12 protein-coding genes are annotated in these 16,996 nt (G+C 61.1%); 6 read left to right on the top strand and 6 right to left on the bottom strand.

The window, feature by feature from the left end; genetic code table 11:
- Positions 1 to 77 precede the first annotated feature (77 nt).
- On the bottom strand, positions 78 to 1,340 hold the full coding sequence (locus tag OHL16_RS18940; protein ID WP_263368771.1) for a POTRA domain-containing protein: 1,263 nt from the start codon (positions 1,338 to 1,340) through the stop codon (positions 78 to 80).
- A gap of 155 nt (positions 1,341 to 1,495) precedes the next feature.
- Between OHL16_RS18940 and OHL16_RS18935 the strand changes: the two genes are divergently transcribed.
- Both OHL16_RS18935 and OHL16_RS18930 read left to right on the top strand, forming a co-directional pair.
- The gene (locus tag OHL16_RS18935; protein WP_263368770.1) at positions 1,496 to 2,431 is read left to right on the top strand and encodes a site-specific tyrosine recombinase; all 936 of its coding nucleotides are present in this window, start codon (positions 1,496 to 1,498) and stop codon (positions 2,429 to 2,431) included.
- 9 nt (positions 2,432 to 2,440) lie between these two features.
- A complete protein-coding gene (locus OHL16_RS18930; RefSeq protein WP_263368769.1) occupies positions 2,441 to 3,436 on the top strand; it encodes a tyrosine-type recombinase/integrase in 996 nt (331 codons plus the stop codon).
- Between the two features lie 132 nt (positions 3,437 to 3,568).
- Here the strand turns inward: OHL16_RS18930 and OHL16_RS18925 are convergent, their stop codons facing one another.
- The 3 genes from OHL16_RS18925 to OHL16_RS18915 form a co-directional block, all read right to left on the bottom strand.
- On the bottom strand, positions 3,569 to 5,203 hold the full coding sequence (locus OHL16_RS18925) for a DHA2 family efflux MFS transporter permease subunit (protein ID WP_263368768.1): 1,635 nt from the start codon (positions 5,201 to 5,203) through the stop codon (positions 3,569 to 3,571).
- Positions 5,204 to 5,274: 71 nt separating this feature from the next.
- On the bottom strand, positions 5,275 to 5,913 hold the full coding sequence (locus tag OHL16_RS18920) for a TetR/AcrR family transcriptional regulator (protein ID WP_263368767.1): 639 nt from the start codon (positions 5,911 to 5,913) through the stop codon (positions 5,275 to 5,277).
- A 259-nt stretch (positions 5,914 to 6,172) separates the two neighbouring features.
- Positions 6,173 to 6,499 carry a rhodanese-like domain-containing protein gene (locus tag OHL16_RS18915; RefSeq protein ID WP_263368766.1) on the bottom strand — a complete coding sequence of 109 codons (327 nt, stop codon included), beginning with the start codon at positions 6,497 to 6,499 and terminating at the stop codon, positions 6,173 to 6,175.
- A gap of 227 nt (positions 6,500 to 6,726) precedes the next feature.
- On the opposite strand from OHL16_RS18915, the gene OHL16_RS18910 reads away from it, so the two are divergent.
- The 3 genes from OHL16_RS18910 to OHL16_RS18900 are packed head-to-tail and all read left to right on the top strand — an operon-like array spanning position 6,727 to position 10,699.
- Positions 6,727 to 8,187, top strand: a complete 1,461-nt coding sequence (locus OHL16_RS18910; RefSeq protein ID WP_263368765.1) for a sigma-54-dependent transcriptional regulator — start codon at positions 6,727 to 6,729, stop codon at positions 8,185 to 8,187.
- Between the two features lie 2 nt (positions 8,188 to 8,189).
- A complete protein-coding gene (locus OHL16_RS18905) occupies positions 8,190 to 10,133 on the top strand; it encodes a sensor histidine kinase (protein WP_263368764.1) in 1,944 nt (647 codons plus the stop codon).
- A 17-nt stretch (positions 10,134 to 10,150) separates the two neighbouring features.
- Positions 10,151 to 10,699 (top strand): hypothetical protein, encoded by a 549-nt coding sequence (locus OHL16_RS18900; RefSeq protein WP_263368763.1) that lies wholly within the window; start codon positions 10,151 to 10,153, stop codon positions 10,697 to 10,699.
- A 43-nt stretch (positions 10,700 to 10,742) separates the two neighbouring features.
- Here OHL16_RS18900 and secA read toward each other — a convergent pair whose 3' ends face one another.
- The gene (gene secA, locus OHL16_RS18895) at positions 10,743 to 13,742 is read right to left on the bottom strand and encodes a preprotein translocase subunit SecA (protein ID WP_263368762.1); all 3,000 of its coding nucleotides are present in this window, start codon (positions 13,740 to 13,742) and stop codon (positions 10,743 to 10,745) included.
- Positions 13,743 to 13,967: 225 nt separating this feature from the next.
- Between secA and OHL16_RS18890 the strand changes: the two genes are divergently transcribed.
- A complete protein-coding gene (locus OHL16_RS18890; RefSeq protein ID WP_263368761.1) occupies positions 13,968 to 15,341 on the top strand; it encodes an APC family permease in 1,374 nt (457 codons plus the stop codon).
- Positions 15,342 to 15,374: 33 nt separating this feature from the next.
- Here OHL16_RS18890 and OHL16_RS18885 read toward each other — a convergent pair whose 3' ends face one another.
- Positions 15,375 to 16,985, bottom strand: coding sequence for a DHA2 family efflux MFS transporter permease subunit (locus OHL16_RS18885; protein ID WP_263368760.1), 1,611 nt, complete (start codon positions 16,983 to 16,985; stop codon positions 15,375 to 15,377).
- Positions 16,986 to 16,996 lie beyond the last annotated feature (11 nt).

The following is a 16,996-nucleotide window of genomic DNA, read 5'->3' as shown; positions in this document are numbered from 1 at the left end:
GGGGTTAGTTGGTGACGGTGACGAGTGTGCCTCCCTTGACGAAGGTGAGAACGAGGTCAACGAGGTGGGTGTTGGGGTCAGAGGAGGCTTTGTAAGTGGCGGAGTAGCCGCGTAGAGACTGGATGGCGTTGTTTTTCATAAGGAAGGATTGAAGGTAGTCGACGTCGTAGAAGTCGCCGGGGTTCATGTGCCAGGCGGCGTCGAAGTCTTTGCGTTGCTGGTCGGTGAGGCCAGGCGGCGTCGAAGTCTTTGCGTTGCTGGTCGGTGAGGCCGACGACGTTGATGGCGTGGAGACGGTACTGCTCGCCGGGAATGACGCGGATGGTGTAGGCGACGTGGTGGGTGGCGGCGTCTTTTGTTGACGATGCCTGGACCTTCGCGTCCTGGAAGCCCTTGGCGTAGTAGGCGCGGTAAAGAATCTGGAGGGTTTGCTTAAGGGCGATTTCGGAGGCGAGCTCTTCGGGGTGAAGCTTGGATTTTTTGTTTAAGTCGTCTGTGCTGACGATCTCTGAGCCAGGCCATGTGAGCTGCGAGATGCGGTAGGGCTCTCCTTCGTTGATGGTCGCGGTGAGGTCGAGGTTGATGGCGTCGTTTGAAATTTGAGGCGCAGAGTGGGTGATGGTGGTGATGACGGCGTCTAGGTAGCCTTCGTTGCGATAGATATTGCGGACTTGCGAGTCGATAGCGCTGTTTGTGGCGAACTGGTCGTAGGGCTGGCTGGTGGCGTCTTTGACGACCTTTTCGAACTTCGTCTGCATAGCTGGTGACGCGGACGCGAAGGTGAGGGTGCGGACGTGGATTTCGGGCGAGTCGATGGCGAACGACACCGCTGTGGGTGGGGAGTTGGGTTGGTCGGAGCTAGCCAGGGCGACTACTGTTGCTGTGACGCCTTTTTCGGCGAGCATTGCTTTGAGTGCGGCGCAGACAGTGTCCTGCATGTTGCCTGCTTGCGGGATGGAGCCCTCGTACAGCGGGACACGGAATTTGAGAGCGGTGTTGAGCTCATCGGGCGTCCACCAAACAAAGTTGGTAAAGCGGGCGGGCAGCATGTTTGGCATCGGTTTGAGCGAGAAGACGAGGCCGTGCGCGTTGGATTCGAAGTGGATGTCGCTGAAGAGGCCGGTGTCGTTGAGTTTCTGTGCAGCTGCCTGGACCTCGGCGATGGTTGAGCTGGCTCCGGGTTTGAGGCCTGTGAAGGTGAGCAACTCGGTTTGAGAGTAGGTGGGATCACCAGAGAAGGAGATCGATTTTGGCAGGACGATGGATTGTGCGGAGAGGATGGTTGAGCAAAAGAGCAACGAGAGAAGAGTTGAGGGCAGAAAGACTTTCAAGAGGCGCATGCGAGTCGAATGATATCCAAGAGGGCGTGAACGGCAAAGGTAAATCTGTGTACGGGTTGCCTGGGATTGGGAAGTAATCATAGTGATGCTACCGAGGTGGGTACTCGGTGGTCGATGTGGAGATTTTGAGGGGGTTAGGCAGAGATAATCGTGAAATGCAGCAGGAGTCACAGACTACGGGGAATGTGCGGGTTGTGCGGGAGTATGTGACTTATCTGCGAGTGGAGAAGGGTTTGAGGCCGGCGAGTTGTGAGGCGTATCAGCGGGATTTAGAGCAGTTTGCCGAGCATGTTGAGGGGCGCGATGGGTTGCTGGTTGGGGCTACTCAGCAGGATGTGAGTGGGTTTATGGAGGGGTTGCGCGGGCATGGGGTCGAGTCACGATCGATTGCGCGGAAGCTTAGCTGTTTGCGTGGGTTTTATCGCTGGCTTCTGATGGATAAGAAGATCGACCGCGATCCTACGGTGAATATCGAGAGTCCGGCGAGCTGGAAGGTGTTGCCGAAGAGCCTGGCCGAGGGCGAGGTCGGCGAGATGCTGGAGAGGACGGGCGTCGCGGCGCGAAGTGCGGATGCGGACGGGCTGGCGTTGCGAGATCACGCGATTCTGGAGCTGCTATATGGCGGCGGACTGCGGGTGGGAGAGATCTGCGCGCTACGCGAGGAGGATGTTCACCTGGATGTAGCGCGGGTGCAGGTGAGGGGCAAGGGCGACAAGGAGAGGATAGTTCCGCTGGGACGCAGCGCGGTCGAGTCGCTGGAGCGGTATCTGAAGATGGGGCGGCCTGAGTTGCTGCTGAAAGCCGGGAGATCTGGCGCGCTGTTTCTTTCGGTGCGGGGAAAGCCGCTGACGCGGCAGTGGGTGTGGGAGATGGTTCGGTCGACGAATCGTCATGCGAGCCCGCATAAGCTGCGGCATAGCTGCGCGACGCACATGGTGGAGCATGGAGCGGACCTGAGAAGCGTGCAGGTGTTACTGGGGCATGCGGACATTGCGACGACGCAGGTCTACACGCACGTGGCGCTAGGGCGGTTGAAGCAGGTGCATCGGATGCATCATCCGCGAGGGAAGAAGGCAGGGAAGAGCGCCTAGGGGCCAGGAATGCACCAGACGAGTGAGTTTTCCGAATTGGCGGAGAGGTTTCTCGCGATGCTTGCGAATGAGCGCGGAGCGTCGGAGCATACGGTGCGGGCGTACGCGCGTGAGGTGCGGAACTTTGCTGGCTATCTGGAGGAGACGCTGGGGAAGGGTGGGTCGATCCGTGCGGTCGAGCATTTGCATATTCGCGCTTATCTTGGGCTCCTGTATGAGCGGGGCTTGACGAAGGCGAGTGCGGCTCGGGCGCTGGCGGCGGTGAGGAGCTGGTTCAAGTGGCTGGCGAAGGATGGGAAGGTCCCGCAGAATCCGGCGCTGCTGGTGAGCACGCCTAAGTTGCCGAAGCATCTGCCTCGGGTGCCGAGTGTGGAGGAGGTGAATCGCGTGCTCGATTCGCTGGAGGGGCCAGCGGGAAGGGAGAAGAAGAGCGGAGGCGCGAAGACCGAAGGCCACGAGGCTGAAGTGGCCGCGTGGCCGGAGCGGGATCGCGTGATCTTCGAGCTGCTTTATGGATGCGGGATTCGGAACTCAGAGCTGGTTGGGCTGGATGTAGGGAGCGTGAAGTGGGGCGATGACGCGATTCTGGTGAGAGGCAAAGGGAAAAAAGAGCGTCTGGTGCCGCTAGGGGATGAGGCTGCGGCTGCGCTGAGAGATTATCTGTCGCAGCGCGAAGCGAAGCTGATGGCGGCGGGCAAGGGAGTGATGGTGCATGAGGGGCCGCTGCTGACGAACCTGCGGCTGCGTGGCGATTGCCGGCTGACGACGCGGAGCGTGGGGAGAATTGTGAAGGCGATTGCGCTGAGTCGTGGACTGGCGGCGGATGTGCATCCGCATACGTTGCGGCATGCGTTTGGGACGCACATGTTGGAGGAGGGAGCGGACCTACGGGCGATCCAGGAGATGCTGGGGCACGAGCGGCTTTCTACGACGCAGCGGTATACGCAATTGACGGTGGGTCAGGTGCAGAAGGTGTACGACGAGACGCATCCGAGAGCGAAGTGAGGCGGCCAAGCGCTGAGGAAAAGCAGATTCCTCCGCTGCGCTGCGGAATGACAACAAGGAAGACGGGAATCAGAGCAAGAAGAGCGGAACGACGAGGCTCTGATCGTGAAGAGAACAGTGGCCGCGAACAAATCAGTGTGCGGGACCGGCTTTTCCGCCGACTTTGAAGTACCTGGTGACCAGGACCAGAGGGGCGGCGATGAGGGTGATGACGCCGATAAGGTGGAAGCAGTCCATAAAAGCCAGTAGTTGGGTCTGAGCATGTAGCTGCTCGTAGTAGCGGGCGTAGGAGGCTTTGAGAGCGTCTGCGTGAGAGAAGCCGTGGGCCTGGAGGTAGGCGGCGGTCTGCTGGACGGACTGTTGCAGGTAGTGCGAGGAGCCGTTCAGGTTTGAGCCCACGGTGGACTGGTGGAAGTTCTGGCGGCGCTCGCTGACGGTAGTGATGAAAGCGATCCCGAAGCTGCCGCCCCAGTTGCGGAAGAAGTTAGTGAGGGAGGAGGCCTTGTTGTTCTGGCCCGGGCTGAGCTGCGAGTAGGCGATGACGGAGAGCGGTACGAAGAAGAATGCGTAGCCGAGGCCCTGTAATGCGCGTGCGAGGGCGTAATGGTTGTAATCGGTGTCGAGGTTGAAGTGGCTGTAGTGGAGGAACGAAATCCCGACGACCAGGACGGCTCCGAAGAGCAGGATGCGGGGATGGATGATGCTCCGCTGTACGAGCTGTGCTCCAACCGGAGCGAGAACGGTGATGACGAAGGCGCCGGGTCCGAGGACGAGGCCGGCGTCAATAGCGCGGTAGCCGTAGAGGGACTGGAGGAGTTGCGGAATCATGGTCGTCGACGCAAAGAGACCGAAGCCAAAGACGAAGTAGAAGAGGTTGGCGATGGCGAAGTTGCGGACCTTGAGCATGCGGAAGTCGATGACGGGGTCGGAGTGGTGCAGCTCCCAGAAGACGGCGACGGTGAGGCAGGTGACGCCGATGACGAACATCCAGGTGATGAAGGAGGAGCCGAACCAGTCGTCGATCTGTCCGCGGTCGAGAAGGACTTCGAGAGCGGCGGAGCCGAGGCCGATGAGTGCGATGCCGATGCCGTCAACGCGAAGTTTGCCGTCGCGGCGGACGGTCTTGCGCTCTTCCGCGTAGGAGGGCGGGTCCGAAACAAAGCGGTTGGTGAGGAAGAGGGAGAGGATGCCGATGGGGATGTTGATGAGGAAGACCCAGCGCCAGTTGTAGTTGTCGGTGATCCAGCCTCCGAGGACGGGGCCGATTGCGGGCGCGGTGACGATGGCTACAGTGTAGAGGGCGAAGGCCGAGGCGCGTTTGGCGGGCGGGAAGGTGTCGACGAGGATGGCCTGCTCAACCGGAGCGAGACCGCCGCCGCCGATGCCCTGCAGGACGCGGGAGAGGAGCATGATGTTGAGGCTGGGCGCGATGCCGCAGAAGAACGACGTAATGGTGAAGAGGGCGACGCAGGCCATGTAGTAGGTCTTGCGGCCGAAGACGCGGCTGAGCCAGGCGGACATTGGGAGGACGACGGCGTTGGCGACGAGGTAGGTAGTGAGGATCCAGGTGACCTCGTCGTAGGAGCGGCCGAGGCCACCGGCGATGTAGGGCAGGGAGACGTTGGCGATGGAGGTGTCGAGCAGCTCCATAAAGGTGGCCAACGTAACTGTGAGGGCCACGACCCACGGGTTGACGACCCTGGCGGCGCGAACCGGTTTTGGCGGAGACAGTTGAACCTGTTCTTGCGTAAGAGTCGCAGTTGCCATAGAAGAAACCTTTCGGTCTCTTCTTTCGATGCGACGAAACTAAAAAGGAACCGGAAGGTCTCTTTAATTTTTTAGGGAAGTGCTGGTGGAGGGTGGGTTCCGGAGGATGGCGATTCGGCGGATGGGGACTTTCGTACCTTGAGCTCGAGGTATCGGTCGAGACGTGCGCGGGCGTCTCGGAGGGCGTTGTCGCTGCGCTCAAGACGAGCGATGACGATTCCGCCTTCGATGCTTGTGATGATATGGTTGGCGACCTCTGCCGGATCGATCTCCGGGTTCACCGTTCCCTTGGCGATGCCGTCCTCGAGGACGCTGCGGAGCGCGTTTTGCCAGCCGCGGAGAGCCTTGCGGACACGCTCGCGCAGGACGGGATTGCCGTCGTCGGCGTCGACGGCGGTATTGAGAAGCGGGCAGCCGCCAGGGATGCCGGAGCGATAGGCGTAGCGCGAGACATGCTCCTTGAGACGGTCTACGTGATTTGGGATCGCGTCGAGGCCGTTGGTGCGGAGAGCGAAGGTCGTGTTCCAGGCGAAGTCGAAGGCTTCGGCGGCGAGCTCTTCTTTGCTCCCAAAGTGGCGATAGATGCCGCCCTTTTCGAGGCCGGTGGCCTCCATGATGGCGTGGAGGGAGCAACCCTTGTAGCCGCGCTGGTTGAATAGAGGGGCGGCGATTTCAATGATCCGCTGCCGGGTTGCTTCGCCTTTGCTCATGGACTTACCGCGGTCGAAGTTGAAACCGGCCGGTCGCTTTTTAGACTAGCACCGGGGCCGAAAGGTTGCAGGATTGCGCCAGGGAGTATCGAATATTCGCCGGTGGAGTGTCGCGTTCCCCTGGGAATTTTGGGCGCTGCGGGCGAACCGCAGGTCCTTCGACTACGCCTATGGCGATGAGACCGCCATAGGCTCCGCTCAGGATGACACTTCTAGTTAAGAATCAAACACTTATGCAAGGTCTGTGCGTCGATGCGGGCTAGTAGCGCGGTACGGTGGGGTCGATGGTGCGGGACCAGTTGTCGATGCCTCCTGCGAGGGACTGGACGTGCTCGAAGCCCTGGTTACGGAGCCACATAGTGACGTTGAGGGAGCGCATGCCGTGATGGCAGAGAACGACGATGGGCTGGTCGGGGTCGAGCTCCTGGTGGGCGCGCGAGGGAATGTCGCCCATGGGCATCAGCAGGGAATCGGGCAGGCTGGCCGTCTGGAACTCCCATGGTTCGCGGACGTCCAAAAGAAGGGGTGGATTGGGCTGGCGGCGCTGTTCGATGAAGTCCTGTGCGCTGATTTCGGGGTTGAGCATACAGATTGAGGATAAACAAACCTGGAATTTTGCGCGCGCGGAGCTCGTAAGTGGGGGAAAGAAGCCGCTTAGATGGGTTGCGGAAGCGAATGGGTGTTCCTGGTGGTGGAGTGGCCGGGAACGTCCAGAAAGAGTGGCGAACAGTGTTCCAGTTAGCAGTAAACTTAAGGGTTAGGTGCATCCAAAGCATTCACTGGGAAAATCAGGCATGCGCGCGGGAGAGGGATTTGGAAAAAGTTTTGATTGTGGAAGATGAGCTGCATGCACGCACCGGTCTGACGGAGTTGATCGAGAGTTGGGGCTATAAGGCGGAGTGCGCCGCAGACGGCCTGGAGGGGCTGGAGAAGGCTGTCGCGTGGGCGCCGGCGATCGTCGTGACTGACCTGAAGATGCCGCGGATGGATGGGATGGAGCTGCTGGAGCGGCTTGCAGAGTTGCCGCAGCGGATCGCGGTGGTGATGCTGACGGCGCAGGGATCGATTGAGTCGGCGGTGGAGGCGATGCGGACTGGGGCGTATGACTACCTCCCCAAGCCGGTGGACCCGGTGCGCCTGAAGACGATTTTGCAGAATGCAAGCCAGCAGCATGACGCCGATACCGATGTCGATCTCGAGGCCACGCGCCGCAAGTTGCGGGACACGGGCAGGATGGGGCCGCTGGTGGGAACGTCGCCGCAGATGAAGCCGATCTTCTCGCTGATCGAGCGCATTGCTCCGTCGAACGTGAGCGTTCTGGTGACGGGCGAGAGCGGCACTGGCAAAGAACTGGTGGCTCGCGCGCTGCATGAGCTGAGTTCGCGGCACAGTCAGCCATTTGTGGCGGTGAACTGCGCTGCGATTCCTGAGACGCTGATTGAGAGCGAGATCTTCGGGCATGAGAAGGGAGCGTTTACGGGCGCGCTGGAGCGCAGGGCGGGATGCTTCGAGCTCGCCGAAGGAGGCACGCTGCTGCTGGATGAGATCGGCGAGATGCCGGCTGCAACGCAGGCCAAGCTGTTGCGCGTACTGGAGGACAGGAAGCTGCGCCGGCTGGGAAGCAAGGTGGAGACTCCGGTGGATGTCCGCGTGATTGCCGCGACGAATCGCGATCCGGAGGAGGCCGTGGCCGTGGGCGATCTGCGCGGCGATCTTTACTACCGGCTGAACGTCTTCAATATTCAGATGCCGCCGCTGCGGGAGCACGTCTCGGACATCGCGGGGATCGCAGAGAAGATGATCGCGGATATGAATGAGCGCCACAACTGCAGCGTGACGGGCATGAAGGACTCGCTGCTGAAGCGTCTGGAAGCTTATTCGTGGCCGGGGAATGTGCGCGAGCTGCGCAACACGATCGAGCGGGCGACGATCATGGCGGGTACAGGGATGTTAGGTGTCGAGTACCTGCCGCCGAACTTTGGGGAGCCGGGGTTCGCTCCGGCGCTGACGAGGAGCGGACGATCTGCGGTGGCGTTGGAGCCAGGCGCGGAGGCTGGCGGGTCGAGCGACGTGCAGCGGTATCTTGAAGACCAGAATACGGTTAGGGTCGAGGTGGGCACGACCGTCGATGAGGCGGAGCGGCAGTTGATTCTGAAGACACTGATGGCGACGCATAACAATAAGACCAAGGCGGCCGAGATTCTGGGGATCAGCTCGAAGACGCTGCAGAATAAGTTGAAGGAATACTCGAACGCTACTTCGTCGGTGGAATAGCGATGCGCCTTAAGACGAAGCTGGTGCTGGCGGCGACCGGTCTGACGTTCGCGATCGTGCTGGTGTTGTCGGCGCTCTTCGTGGGCGAGCTGCTGCGCCAGAGGATCGAACAGACGGCAGCTGCCAATGACGTTCTGGCGCGGGAGGTTCTGCTGATCACGCGGCAGGCTCTGGAGACGGGGCTGCGCGCGAATCCTCCATCCAACCGGAGCGATGAGGCTCTGGAGGCTGCGGTCAAGGATGCCCTGCAGAATTCGGAGGCGCTGACCGATGTGATGAATGGGATCGTGCGCTACTCGCCGATCGTGCAGGATGTCAGCGTGACGGACGCTCGCGGCGTGACGCTGGTGAGTACGGACCCGGATGAGATAGGCCAGCCAGCAGGCCGCAGGGTGAATCTTGAAGCCCTGCGCTATGGTAGCGTTGCGGCCCAGGCAAGACAGGTCTTCGGCAAGCCGCAGGTGCTGGACACGTCGCAGTCACTGGACAGGAATAATGAGACGTTTTTGATCGTGCATGTGGGGGCGCGGTCGACCTTTCTACGGAACTCCTACGAACCGTGGCTTCAGGCCGCACTGGTCTTCGCTCTGCTCGCGGCCCTGGCAGCGATGATAGCCGCGGCGCTACTGGCGAACCTGGCGCTACGTCCCATTGAGGAGATCTCGAGAAAGCTTGAGATGCTGACGATGCCGGCAGGTGAAGCATCGGCTCCAGACAATCGGATGCTGGGGAGCGGAGACGCGATGGTGCGGGCAGCGAGGTCGATCGACTTGCTGGGCGAGCAGATGCGAACGAAGGAGGCGGGATATACCGCGCTGCAGGCGAATCTGAACCAGGTGCTGGATACGCTGCGGGATGGAATCCTGCTGTTTACCGCGGATCATCGGGCGGTGATGGTCTCCGATGCGGTGGCCTACTTTTTGAACCGGCCAGAGGGTGTGTTGGTGGGCAGGCAACTGGAGGAGATATTCGATAAGCAGACGGCGCTGGGAGCGGCGGTTCTCGATGCGGTGGCAGGTGGTGAAGCGACGATTGTCGAGAACGTGACGCTCGAAGATGGCCGGCAGGTGCAGATATCGCTCGATCGGATCGACGATGGGATGGGCGGGAGCAATATGGGGACATTGCTGACGCTGCGGGACACGGAGTCGGCGATGCAGATTGGGCAGGAGCTCGAAGTCGCGCGCAGGCTGGCGGCGATTGGACGTCTGACCGCTGGCGTTGGGCATGAGGTAAAGAACCCGATCAACGCAATGGTGGTGCATCTTGAGTTGCTGCGTAGCAAGCTGGCGGCCGGGGGCAGCGAGTCCTTTAACGGAGCGCAGCGACATGTGGACATTCTGACGGGCGAGATGCAGCGGCTCGACCGGGTTGTGCAGACTCTTGCCGACTTCTCCCGCCCAATGGAGGTGAAGCTGCGAGAGCAGGATCTGCGTCACGTGATGGGAACTGTAATGGAGCTGACGGCGGCGGAGATGCAGGAGAACGGCGTTACCGTGACGGTGGAGGCTCCGCCCGAGCCGCTGATGGTGCGGGTGGATGGAGAGCTGATCCGGCAGGCGCTGCTGAACCTGCTGTTGAATGGAATGCAGGCGATGCCGGACGGAGGTGCGATGCGGGTTGTGTTGTATCGCGACCACCAGTTTGCCGTGGCCGAGGTGCAGGACGAGGGAGTGGGTATACCAACCGAGGTGTTACCGCGTATCTTCGAGTTGTACTTCACAACCAAGCCGAAGGGCAGCGGGATCGGCCTGGCAATGACCTACCGCATCCTGCAGTTGCACGGCGGAGCTTTGGACGTGCGGTCGAATGCCGATCCGCAGTCCCCGAATCGTGGAACGACATTTGCGGTTCGGCTGCCGATCGTGGCAGGTGCGGTGGTGGCTGATGTTCGCAAGGCCGTTGATGCTGGTGGCAACAGGAAGGGAATGGGGGAGCGGGTTTGATTCGGCAGAGCTACGGAATGCGAAGGCTGGGAGTGACACTGCTGAGTGCAGGATTGACGTGTGTCCTGAGCGGCTGCAGGCATAAGACGCATCTAGCCCCGCTGCCCCAGATCCTTGCACCGGTAGAGCTGGCGGATGTTCCGCGGCCGGAGAATCAGCCGATGATTGAGCCGCCTGAGGTCAAGCTGCCACCGATGCCTATTGCGGCGGCTGGGGCTCACCCGCGACGGGAACGAAAGAGGCCGAAGATTGTGGCTGCGGTTCCAGTTCCTGCGGCTCCGGCTGAGTCGGAGCCGCAGCAAGAGGTATCGGCGATCGGCTCGCTCTCGACGGGTGGGGACTCGAGCCCGAGATCGCAGCAGGAGGCCGCAGAGATGATCGCCGCGATCGAGAAGCGGCTGAACGGGCTGCCGTCGCAGACCGCCGAAGCTCAGAAGACGCAGATCAGCAAGATAAAGAACTTCCAGAAGCAGGCACAGGACGCATTGACCTCAGGCGATATCGAAGGCGCCAAGACGCTGGCAACGAAGGCAAAGCTGTTGCTGGACGACCTGGAGCAGCAATAACGGCCTGCTTGCGCCGGCCGTTATCGGTGGAAGCGAGGGGAGTCTAAGCGTTGGCTCCGTGGCACTTCTTATATTTCTTGCCTGAGCCGCAGTAGCACTCATCGTTGCGCCCGATCTTTTCGCCGGCCCGGCGTGGAGCTGACCCGTCGGTTGAGGCATCGCCGCCTGCGGCGTGGGCGTGCTGAAGTTCGCGCTGCTTCTTCTTCTGAAACTCGCGCTCAAGGGCGTCGATGGTAGTCGAGGGCGAGCGTGTGTGGATGGGGATTGGCGGATGTTGTGGCTGTTCCGCCTCCTGAACGGGGTGTGGTGGCAGCAACGGCGCGTTGGGCGGTGGGCTTGCTGTCAGGCGCGGAAGCTGATCGAGGCTTTCGATAGGCGTGCCGTCTGGGCCGATGATCTGCATGCGGAAGAGATGGCGAGCGGTGTCCTCCTGGAAGCGGAGCATCATGCCCTCGAACATCTCGAAGGACTCCTTCTTGTAGGCGACGAGCGGGTCTTGCTGAGCGTAGCCACGGAGGCCGATGCCCTCCTTGAGGTGGTCCATCTGAAGGAGGTGGTCTTTCCAGAGGCCGTCGAGGACCGAAAGCATGACCACGCGCTCGTGGTAGCGCATGGTTGGGGCGCCGAGGATCTGCTCCTTAACGTCGTAACGGGCGCGAAGCTTCTCGAAGATGGTCTCGCCTAGTTCGTGACGGTTGACATGGGTGATGTTGATCTCGTTTTCGAGGTGGGCGCCGAAGAGGTCATAGAGCTGCGAGAAGAGCGGTTCGGTCTTCCACTCGTCGGGGTGGGCCTTCTCGGGGGCGTTCTCGTCGAGCACGTTGGAGAGGATGGTCGAGAGGTAGTCGTCGGTGATGAGCTGCTTCTGGTCGACGCCTTCCATGAGCTGGCGGCGGAGACCGTAGACGGCCTCACGCTGTTTGTTCATGACGTCGTCGTACTCGAGGACGTGTTTGCGGGACTCAAAGTTCTGCGTCTCGACGGCTTTCTGGGCCTTCTCGATGCGGTTGGTAATCATGCGGCTCTCGATGGGCACGCCCTCTTCCATGCCGAGGCGCTGGAGAAGGGTAGAGACCCACTCGCGAGCGAAGATGCGCATGAGGTCATCTTCGAGCGAGAGATAGAAGCGGCTGGCTCCGGGGTCGCCCTGACGGCCGGCGCGTCCGCGAAGCTGGTTGTCGACGCGGCGGGACTCGTGGCGCTCGGTGCCGATGATGTGGAGGCCTCCGGCGGCGACGACGGCCTCGTGCTCCTTCTGCGCTGCAGCAGAATGAGCAGCGAGGGTGGTGTCCCAGGCTTCAAGTGTCGACTCGAACTCCTGCCCCTGGTAGTAGAAACGGAACATGCCGGGCCCAGCGACGGGCGAGATGGCTCCTTCGGCTGCGGAGACGGCGCGGGCCAGATTCTTGCGAACCATTTCCTGGCGGGCGAGGAAGTCAGGGTTGCCGCCGAGCAGGATGTCGGTTCCACGGCCTGCCATGTTGGTCGCAATGGTGACCATTCCGAGGCGGCCTGCCTGGGCCACGATCTCCGCTTCCTTCTCGTGGAACTTGGCGTTGAGGACGACGTGGCGGACGCCCTTGCGCTTGAGGATCTCAGAGAGAAGCTCAGACTTCTCGATGCTCGTGGTTCCGACGAGAGCCGGCTGACGCTCTTCGTGCAGGCGGGCGATCTCGTCGGCGACGGCGAAGTACTTCTCCTTCGCGGTGCGGTAGACGACGTCCGAGTTCTCGATGCGGAGCATCTTCCGGTTGGTCGGAATAACGACGATGTCGAGCTTGTAGATCTTGTCGAACTCGGCTGCTTCTGTTTCTGCAGTGCCTGTCATTCCGCTTAGTTTTTTGTACATGCGGAAGTAGTTCTGGAAGGTGATGGTCGCGAGGGTCTGGTCTTCCTTGCGGACGGCGACGCCTTCCTTCGCCTCGACGGCCTGATGGAGTCCATCCGACCAGCGGCGGCCGGGCATGAGGCGGCCGGTGAACTCGTCGACGATGATGACCTCGCCGTCCTTGACGACGTACTCGACGTCGCGCTTGTAGAGAGAGTGAGCTTTGACGGCCACTTCGACGTGGTGCTTGAGGTCCCAGTTCTCGGGGTCGGCGATGTTGCCTATGCCGAGCAGCTTTTCGATCTTCTCCCATCCCTCGTCGGTAATGGTGATGGAGCGGGTCTTTTCATCGACGACGTAATCGCCTGTCCAGATTTTGGTCTCGACGGTTTCGATGAGCTCACCCTTCTCCAGCTCCGGAATGATGACGTTGACGCGGACGTACTTGTCGGTGGTCTGGTCGGTGGGGCCGGAGATGATGAGCGGGGTGCGGGCCTCGTCGATGAGGATGGAGTCGACTTCGTCGACGATGCAGTAGTAGTGGCCGCGCTGGACCTGGTCGGCGAGCTCGAACTTCATGTTGTCGCGCAGGTAGTCGAAGCCGAACTCGTTGTTGGTGCCGTAGGTGATGTCTGAGCCGTAGGCGGCGCGGCGCTGGGCGTCGTCGAGGTCGTGGACGATGACGCCGACGGTGAGGCCGAGGAAGCCGTAGATCTTGCCCATCCACTCGGCGTCGCGCTTGGCGAGGTAGTCGTTGACTGTGACGACGTGGACGCCGCGGCCGGCGAGGGCGTTGAGGTAGCAGGGAAGCGTGGCGACGAGGGTCTTACCTTCGCCGGTCTTCATCTCGGAGATCTTGCCGGAATGGAGAACTATGCCTCCGATGAGCTGTACGTCGAAGTGGCGCATGCCGACGGAACGCTTGCCAGCTTCGCGGACGACGGCGAAGGCCTCGGGGAGGATCTCGTCGAGGGCCTCCTTCTCGGCGGCGTTGATTGCGTCAAGGTTCTCGGGCGAACGGTCGGTGAGGTCGAATTTGGCGCGGGCGTCGTCGATGCGCTGGCGGAACTCAGCGGTCTTGGCGCGGAGTTGGTCGTCGGAGAGGGCTTGGATGGTGGGCTCGAGGGCGTTGATCTCGGCGACGATGGGCATCAGGCGCTTTACGGCGCGCTCGTTGCTGGTTCCAAAGACTTTCGCTATGACTGTGTTGATCAAAACCGGTGTCCTTCGTGGGCGCAATTCGACTCACTATCTAGTGTAAACGGTCTGCGTCACGATGGTGTGGTGAGGGTGTGAAGAGCAGTGGGTAAGACAACGGATTTGCCGCGCACTGGGCGAAGAGTGCTTCAAAGTTGCTCCCGGCTGGAGAGTGCGAACAAAACGCTTGGGTTATCCGATTGGTTTGTGATACCGTCGTGGCCACTCTGGGAAAGCTCAGCTATGGCGACCAGCGTCAAGGATATCGATTCAGGGTGCGGTCTGCGGCGCGAACTCAGTGTTCGCGATCTGACGCTGTTCGGGATTGTCTGCATCGCAGGGCCGCGATGGATTCCGGCTGCGGCGCATGCGGGGCCTGGAAGCGTGACGTTGTGGCTACTGGCTGGTTTGCTCCTCGGCGCTCCGCTCGCGGTGGCGGTCGCTGCCTTGATGACGAAGTATCCCGAGCCGGGGGGGCTGTACTCCTGGACTCGGAATGACTTTGGGCCCGCGCACGGCTTTCTCGCGTTCTGGGTGTACTGGGTGGGGATGGCGTTCTGGTTTCCGGGAGCGGCGGTCTTCTACCTGAGCTCGACTGCTTACACGTTCGGCCCGGCCTATGCGCACCTTGCCGACAACCGCGCGTTTATCATCTGCGGATCGCTTGCAGCGATCTGGATTGCCCTTGGCAGCAATCTCGTTGGGTTGAAGACGGGCAAGTGGACGGAGAACTTTGGAGCGATCGCGGTCGCGCTGCTTGGAGCAATTCTGATCGTGGCTGCCGCGGTGAGCTGGAGCCGCCATGGTTCCGTTACGCCGATTCATCTGGCTCCGAAGATGGACTGGAGCACGGCGACCTTCTGGGCGGCGATTGCATACGGAGTTTCGGGGGCGGAGTATTTCGGAATGATGAGCGCCGAAATCCGTTCGCCCGAGCGGACGGTGAAGCCTGCCATATGGCTGGCTACAGCGTTTGCCGTGGTCTTTTATGCGGCAGCTACACTGGCGATGCTGGTTCTGTTGAGGCCGGAGGCGATCAGCGAGATCAGCGGCATCGCCAGTGGTGGGGAGGCAGTCTCGCGGGTGTTTGGTGCGCCGTGGATTTCCGCTGTAATCGGCTTGTTGGTGCTTACCCATGCGTTCGGCGCGTTTGGCGGGATAGGAACCGCCGTTTCGAGGATGCCGTTTGCCGCAGGAACCGATCGGCTACTGCCTGATGCGTTCGGGCGCGTTCATTCACGGTGGCACACGCCACATGTAGCGCTGTTGACTCTGGGAGTGGTGTCGTCGGTGCTCCTTCTGCTGGCGCAGTTGGGCGACACGATGCGGGTGGCATACCAGGAGATTGTTTCGCTGACTCTGATTGGTGGCTTTCTCCCGTATGTCTATATCTTCATCAGCGCATGGAAGGCGGGGCGGAGAGCGGCCGCGGGCACCGGCCTGGGGGTAACTGCCTTCTGCCTGGTGTGCAGCGTGATGCCGACGTCACAGGTCAGCAATGTGTGGCTGTTTGAGGGCAAGCTGGTTGCGGGGACGGTGGTGATGATTGGCTCCGGCTTGCTGCTATATTCCCGGGGCAGGGCCAAAGCGCGCAAGAGTGTTGCTGAGGCGGCGTGACCGGGTTTGCCGGGGCGCACTTGAGCCTGGATGCTAGTGTCCCATCGCTTCGGGATCAGGTTTTGCTCCCTTGCTGGGCAGACGCATGATGAAGGGAAGAGGCGTCAGGCAGAAAATGACGACAGAGAGGATGCAGAAGGCATTCTGATAGCTAAGCATGGATGCCTGACGAAGCATCTCCTGGTAGGCATGGCCGATGGCCATCTGCGATGCAGAGGCGGCGGACATGCCACCGTTGATGAGCATCTCTCGTATGCGGTTCATGTAGAGCCGATACGGGACACTGCCAGGAACAGCATGCGCCGCGAGGGTTGTCTGGTAGACCTGCGAGGAGCGCGCGAGGTAGGTCGTCAGCAGAGCGGTGCCTGCACTGCCGCCTAGATTGCGGGCGAAATTGGACAGGCTGGAGATCTGATTGGATTTGCTCGACGGAACTCCGACGTAGTTGAGCGTGCTGATGGGAATGAATATGAAGGGAAGTCCGATGACCTGCAGCATGCGCCAGAACGTGACTGTTCCGAAGCTGCTCGTGAGATCTAGCCGGGTGAGGTTGTAGATGCCGCATGCCGTGGCAATGTAGCCGAGGCAGACCATAATGCGGGGGTCGAACTTGCCCAGGCTTCGGCCAGCGACGAACATCATCACCATCATCATGAAGCCGGCGGGAGAGAGGACCATGCCGGCGCGCTCGGCGGTGTAGCCGAGGAGGACCTGCACGTATTGTGGGATGAGGACGGTGGTGCCGAAGAGCACCATTCCCAGGATGAGTTGCAGGAAGACGGCGGTGCCGAAGTTTCGGTTCTTCAGGAGCTTCAGATCGACGATGGGGTCAGAGTGGTTCCACTCCCAGACCGCGAAGACGATCAGGGTGACAACGGCGAGAGTTGCGAAAAGGCGGATCATCGGGTCGCCAAACCAATCCTTTTCCTGACCCTTGTCGAGGGTGAACTCGAGGCAACCTACGCCGAGGGCAACGAGTCCCAGGCCCATGAAGTCGATCTTCTCGTGTTTGGCCTGCTCTCTACGCAGCTTGAGGTGTGGAGGATCTTCGACCATGCGGTTGCTCAGGTAGAGCGAGAGCAGCCCGACGGGAAGGTTGATGAAGAAGATCCAGTGCCAGTTGAAGTTGTCCGTGATCCAGCCGCCGAGCGTTGGGCCGATGGCGGGCGCGACGACGACAGCCATTCCGTAGAGGGCGAAGGCCTGCCCGCGCTTTTCGATGGGGAAGGTGTCGGCGAGAATAGCCTGCTCGCTGGGGGCAAGGCCGCCGCCGCCGGCTCCCTGCAGGATTCTCGCGAAGACGAGCATGGGAAGCGTCTGCGCGATGCCGCATAGCAGGGAGCAAACGGTGAACAGCGCGACGCAGGTCATGTAGAAGCGCTTGCGGCCGTATCGGTTGGAGAGCCATCCGGAGATAGGCAGCACGATGGCACTCGAGACGAGGTAGCTGGTGAGGACCCAGGTGGCTTCTTCCTGGCTGGCTCCGAGCGTGCCTGCCATGTGCGGAAGCGCAACGTTGGCGATGGAGGTATCAAGGACCTCCATGAAGGTAGCGAGAGTAACGGTCAGCGCGACCAGCCATGGATTGTGATGCGGCTTCCATGCCGGTGGTGTAAACGCGGGGGCTGTTGCGGTCGCTGCCATATCAGTCTCCT

Origin of the sequence: Edaphobacter bradus, from assembly GCF_025685645.1 — a bacterium.
Classification (GTDB): domain Bacteria; phylum Acidobacteriota; class Terriglobia; order Terriglobales; family Acidobacteriaceae; genus Edaphobacter; species Edaphobacter bradus.
This window is presented reverse-complemented; position numbering and strand designations above follow the sequence as displayed.

Bases quoted from the DNA above. Each gene is read 5' to 3' on its own strand.
- OHL16_RS18940 (WP_263368771.1), bottom strand. From the start codon at position 1,340: ATGCGCCTCTTGAAAGTCTTTCTGCCCTCAACTCTTCTCTCGTTGCTC.
- OHL16_RS18935 (WP_263368770.1), top strand. From the start codon at position 1,496: ATGCAGCAGGAGTCACAGACTACGGGGAATGTGCGGGTTGTGCGGGAG.
- OHL16_RS18930 (WP_263368769.1), top strand. From the start codon at position 2,441: ATGCACCAGACGAGTGAGTTTTCCGAATTGGCGGAGAGGTTTCTCGCG.
- OHL16_RS18925 (WP_263368768.1), bottom strand. From the start codon at position 5,203: ATGGCAACTGCGACTCTTACGCAAGAACAGGTTCAACTGTCTCCGCCA.
- OHL16_RS18920 (WP_263368767.1), bottom strand. From the start codon at position 5,913: ATGAGCAAAGGCGAAGCAACCCGGCAGCGGATCATTGAAATCGCCGCC.
- OHL16_RS18915 (WP_263368766.1), bottom strand. From the start codon at position 6,499: ATGCTCAACCCCGAAATCAGCGCACAGGACTTCATCGAACAGCGCCGC.
- OHL16_RS18905 (WP_263368764.1), top strand. From the start codon at position 8,190: ATGCGCCTTAAGACGAAGCTGGTGCTGGCGGCGACCGGTCTGACGTTC.
- OHL16_RS18900 (WP_263368763.1), top strand. From the start codon at position 10,151: ATGCGAAGGCTGGGAGTGACACTGCTGAGTGCAGGATTGACGTGTGTC.
- OHL16_RS18890 (WP_263368761.1), top strand. From the start codon at position 13,968: ATGGCGACCAGCGTCAAGGATATCGATTCAGGGTGCGGTCTGCGGCGC.
- OHL16_RS18885 (WP_263368760.1), bottom strand. From the start codon at position 16,985: ATGGCAGCGACCGCAACAGCCCCCGCGTTTACACCACCGGCATGGAAG.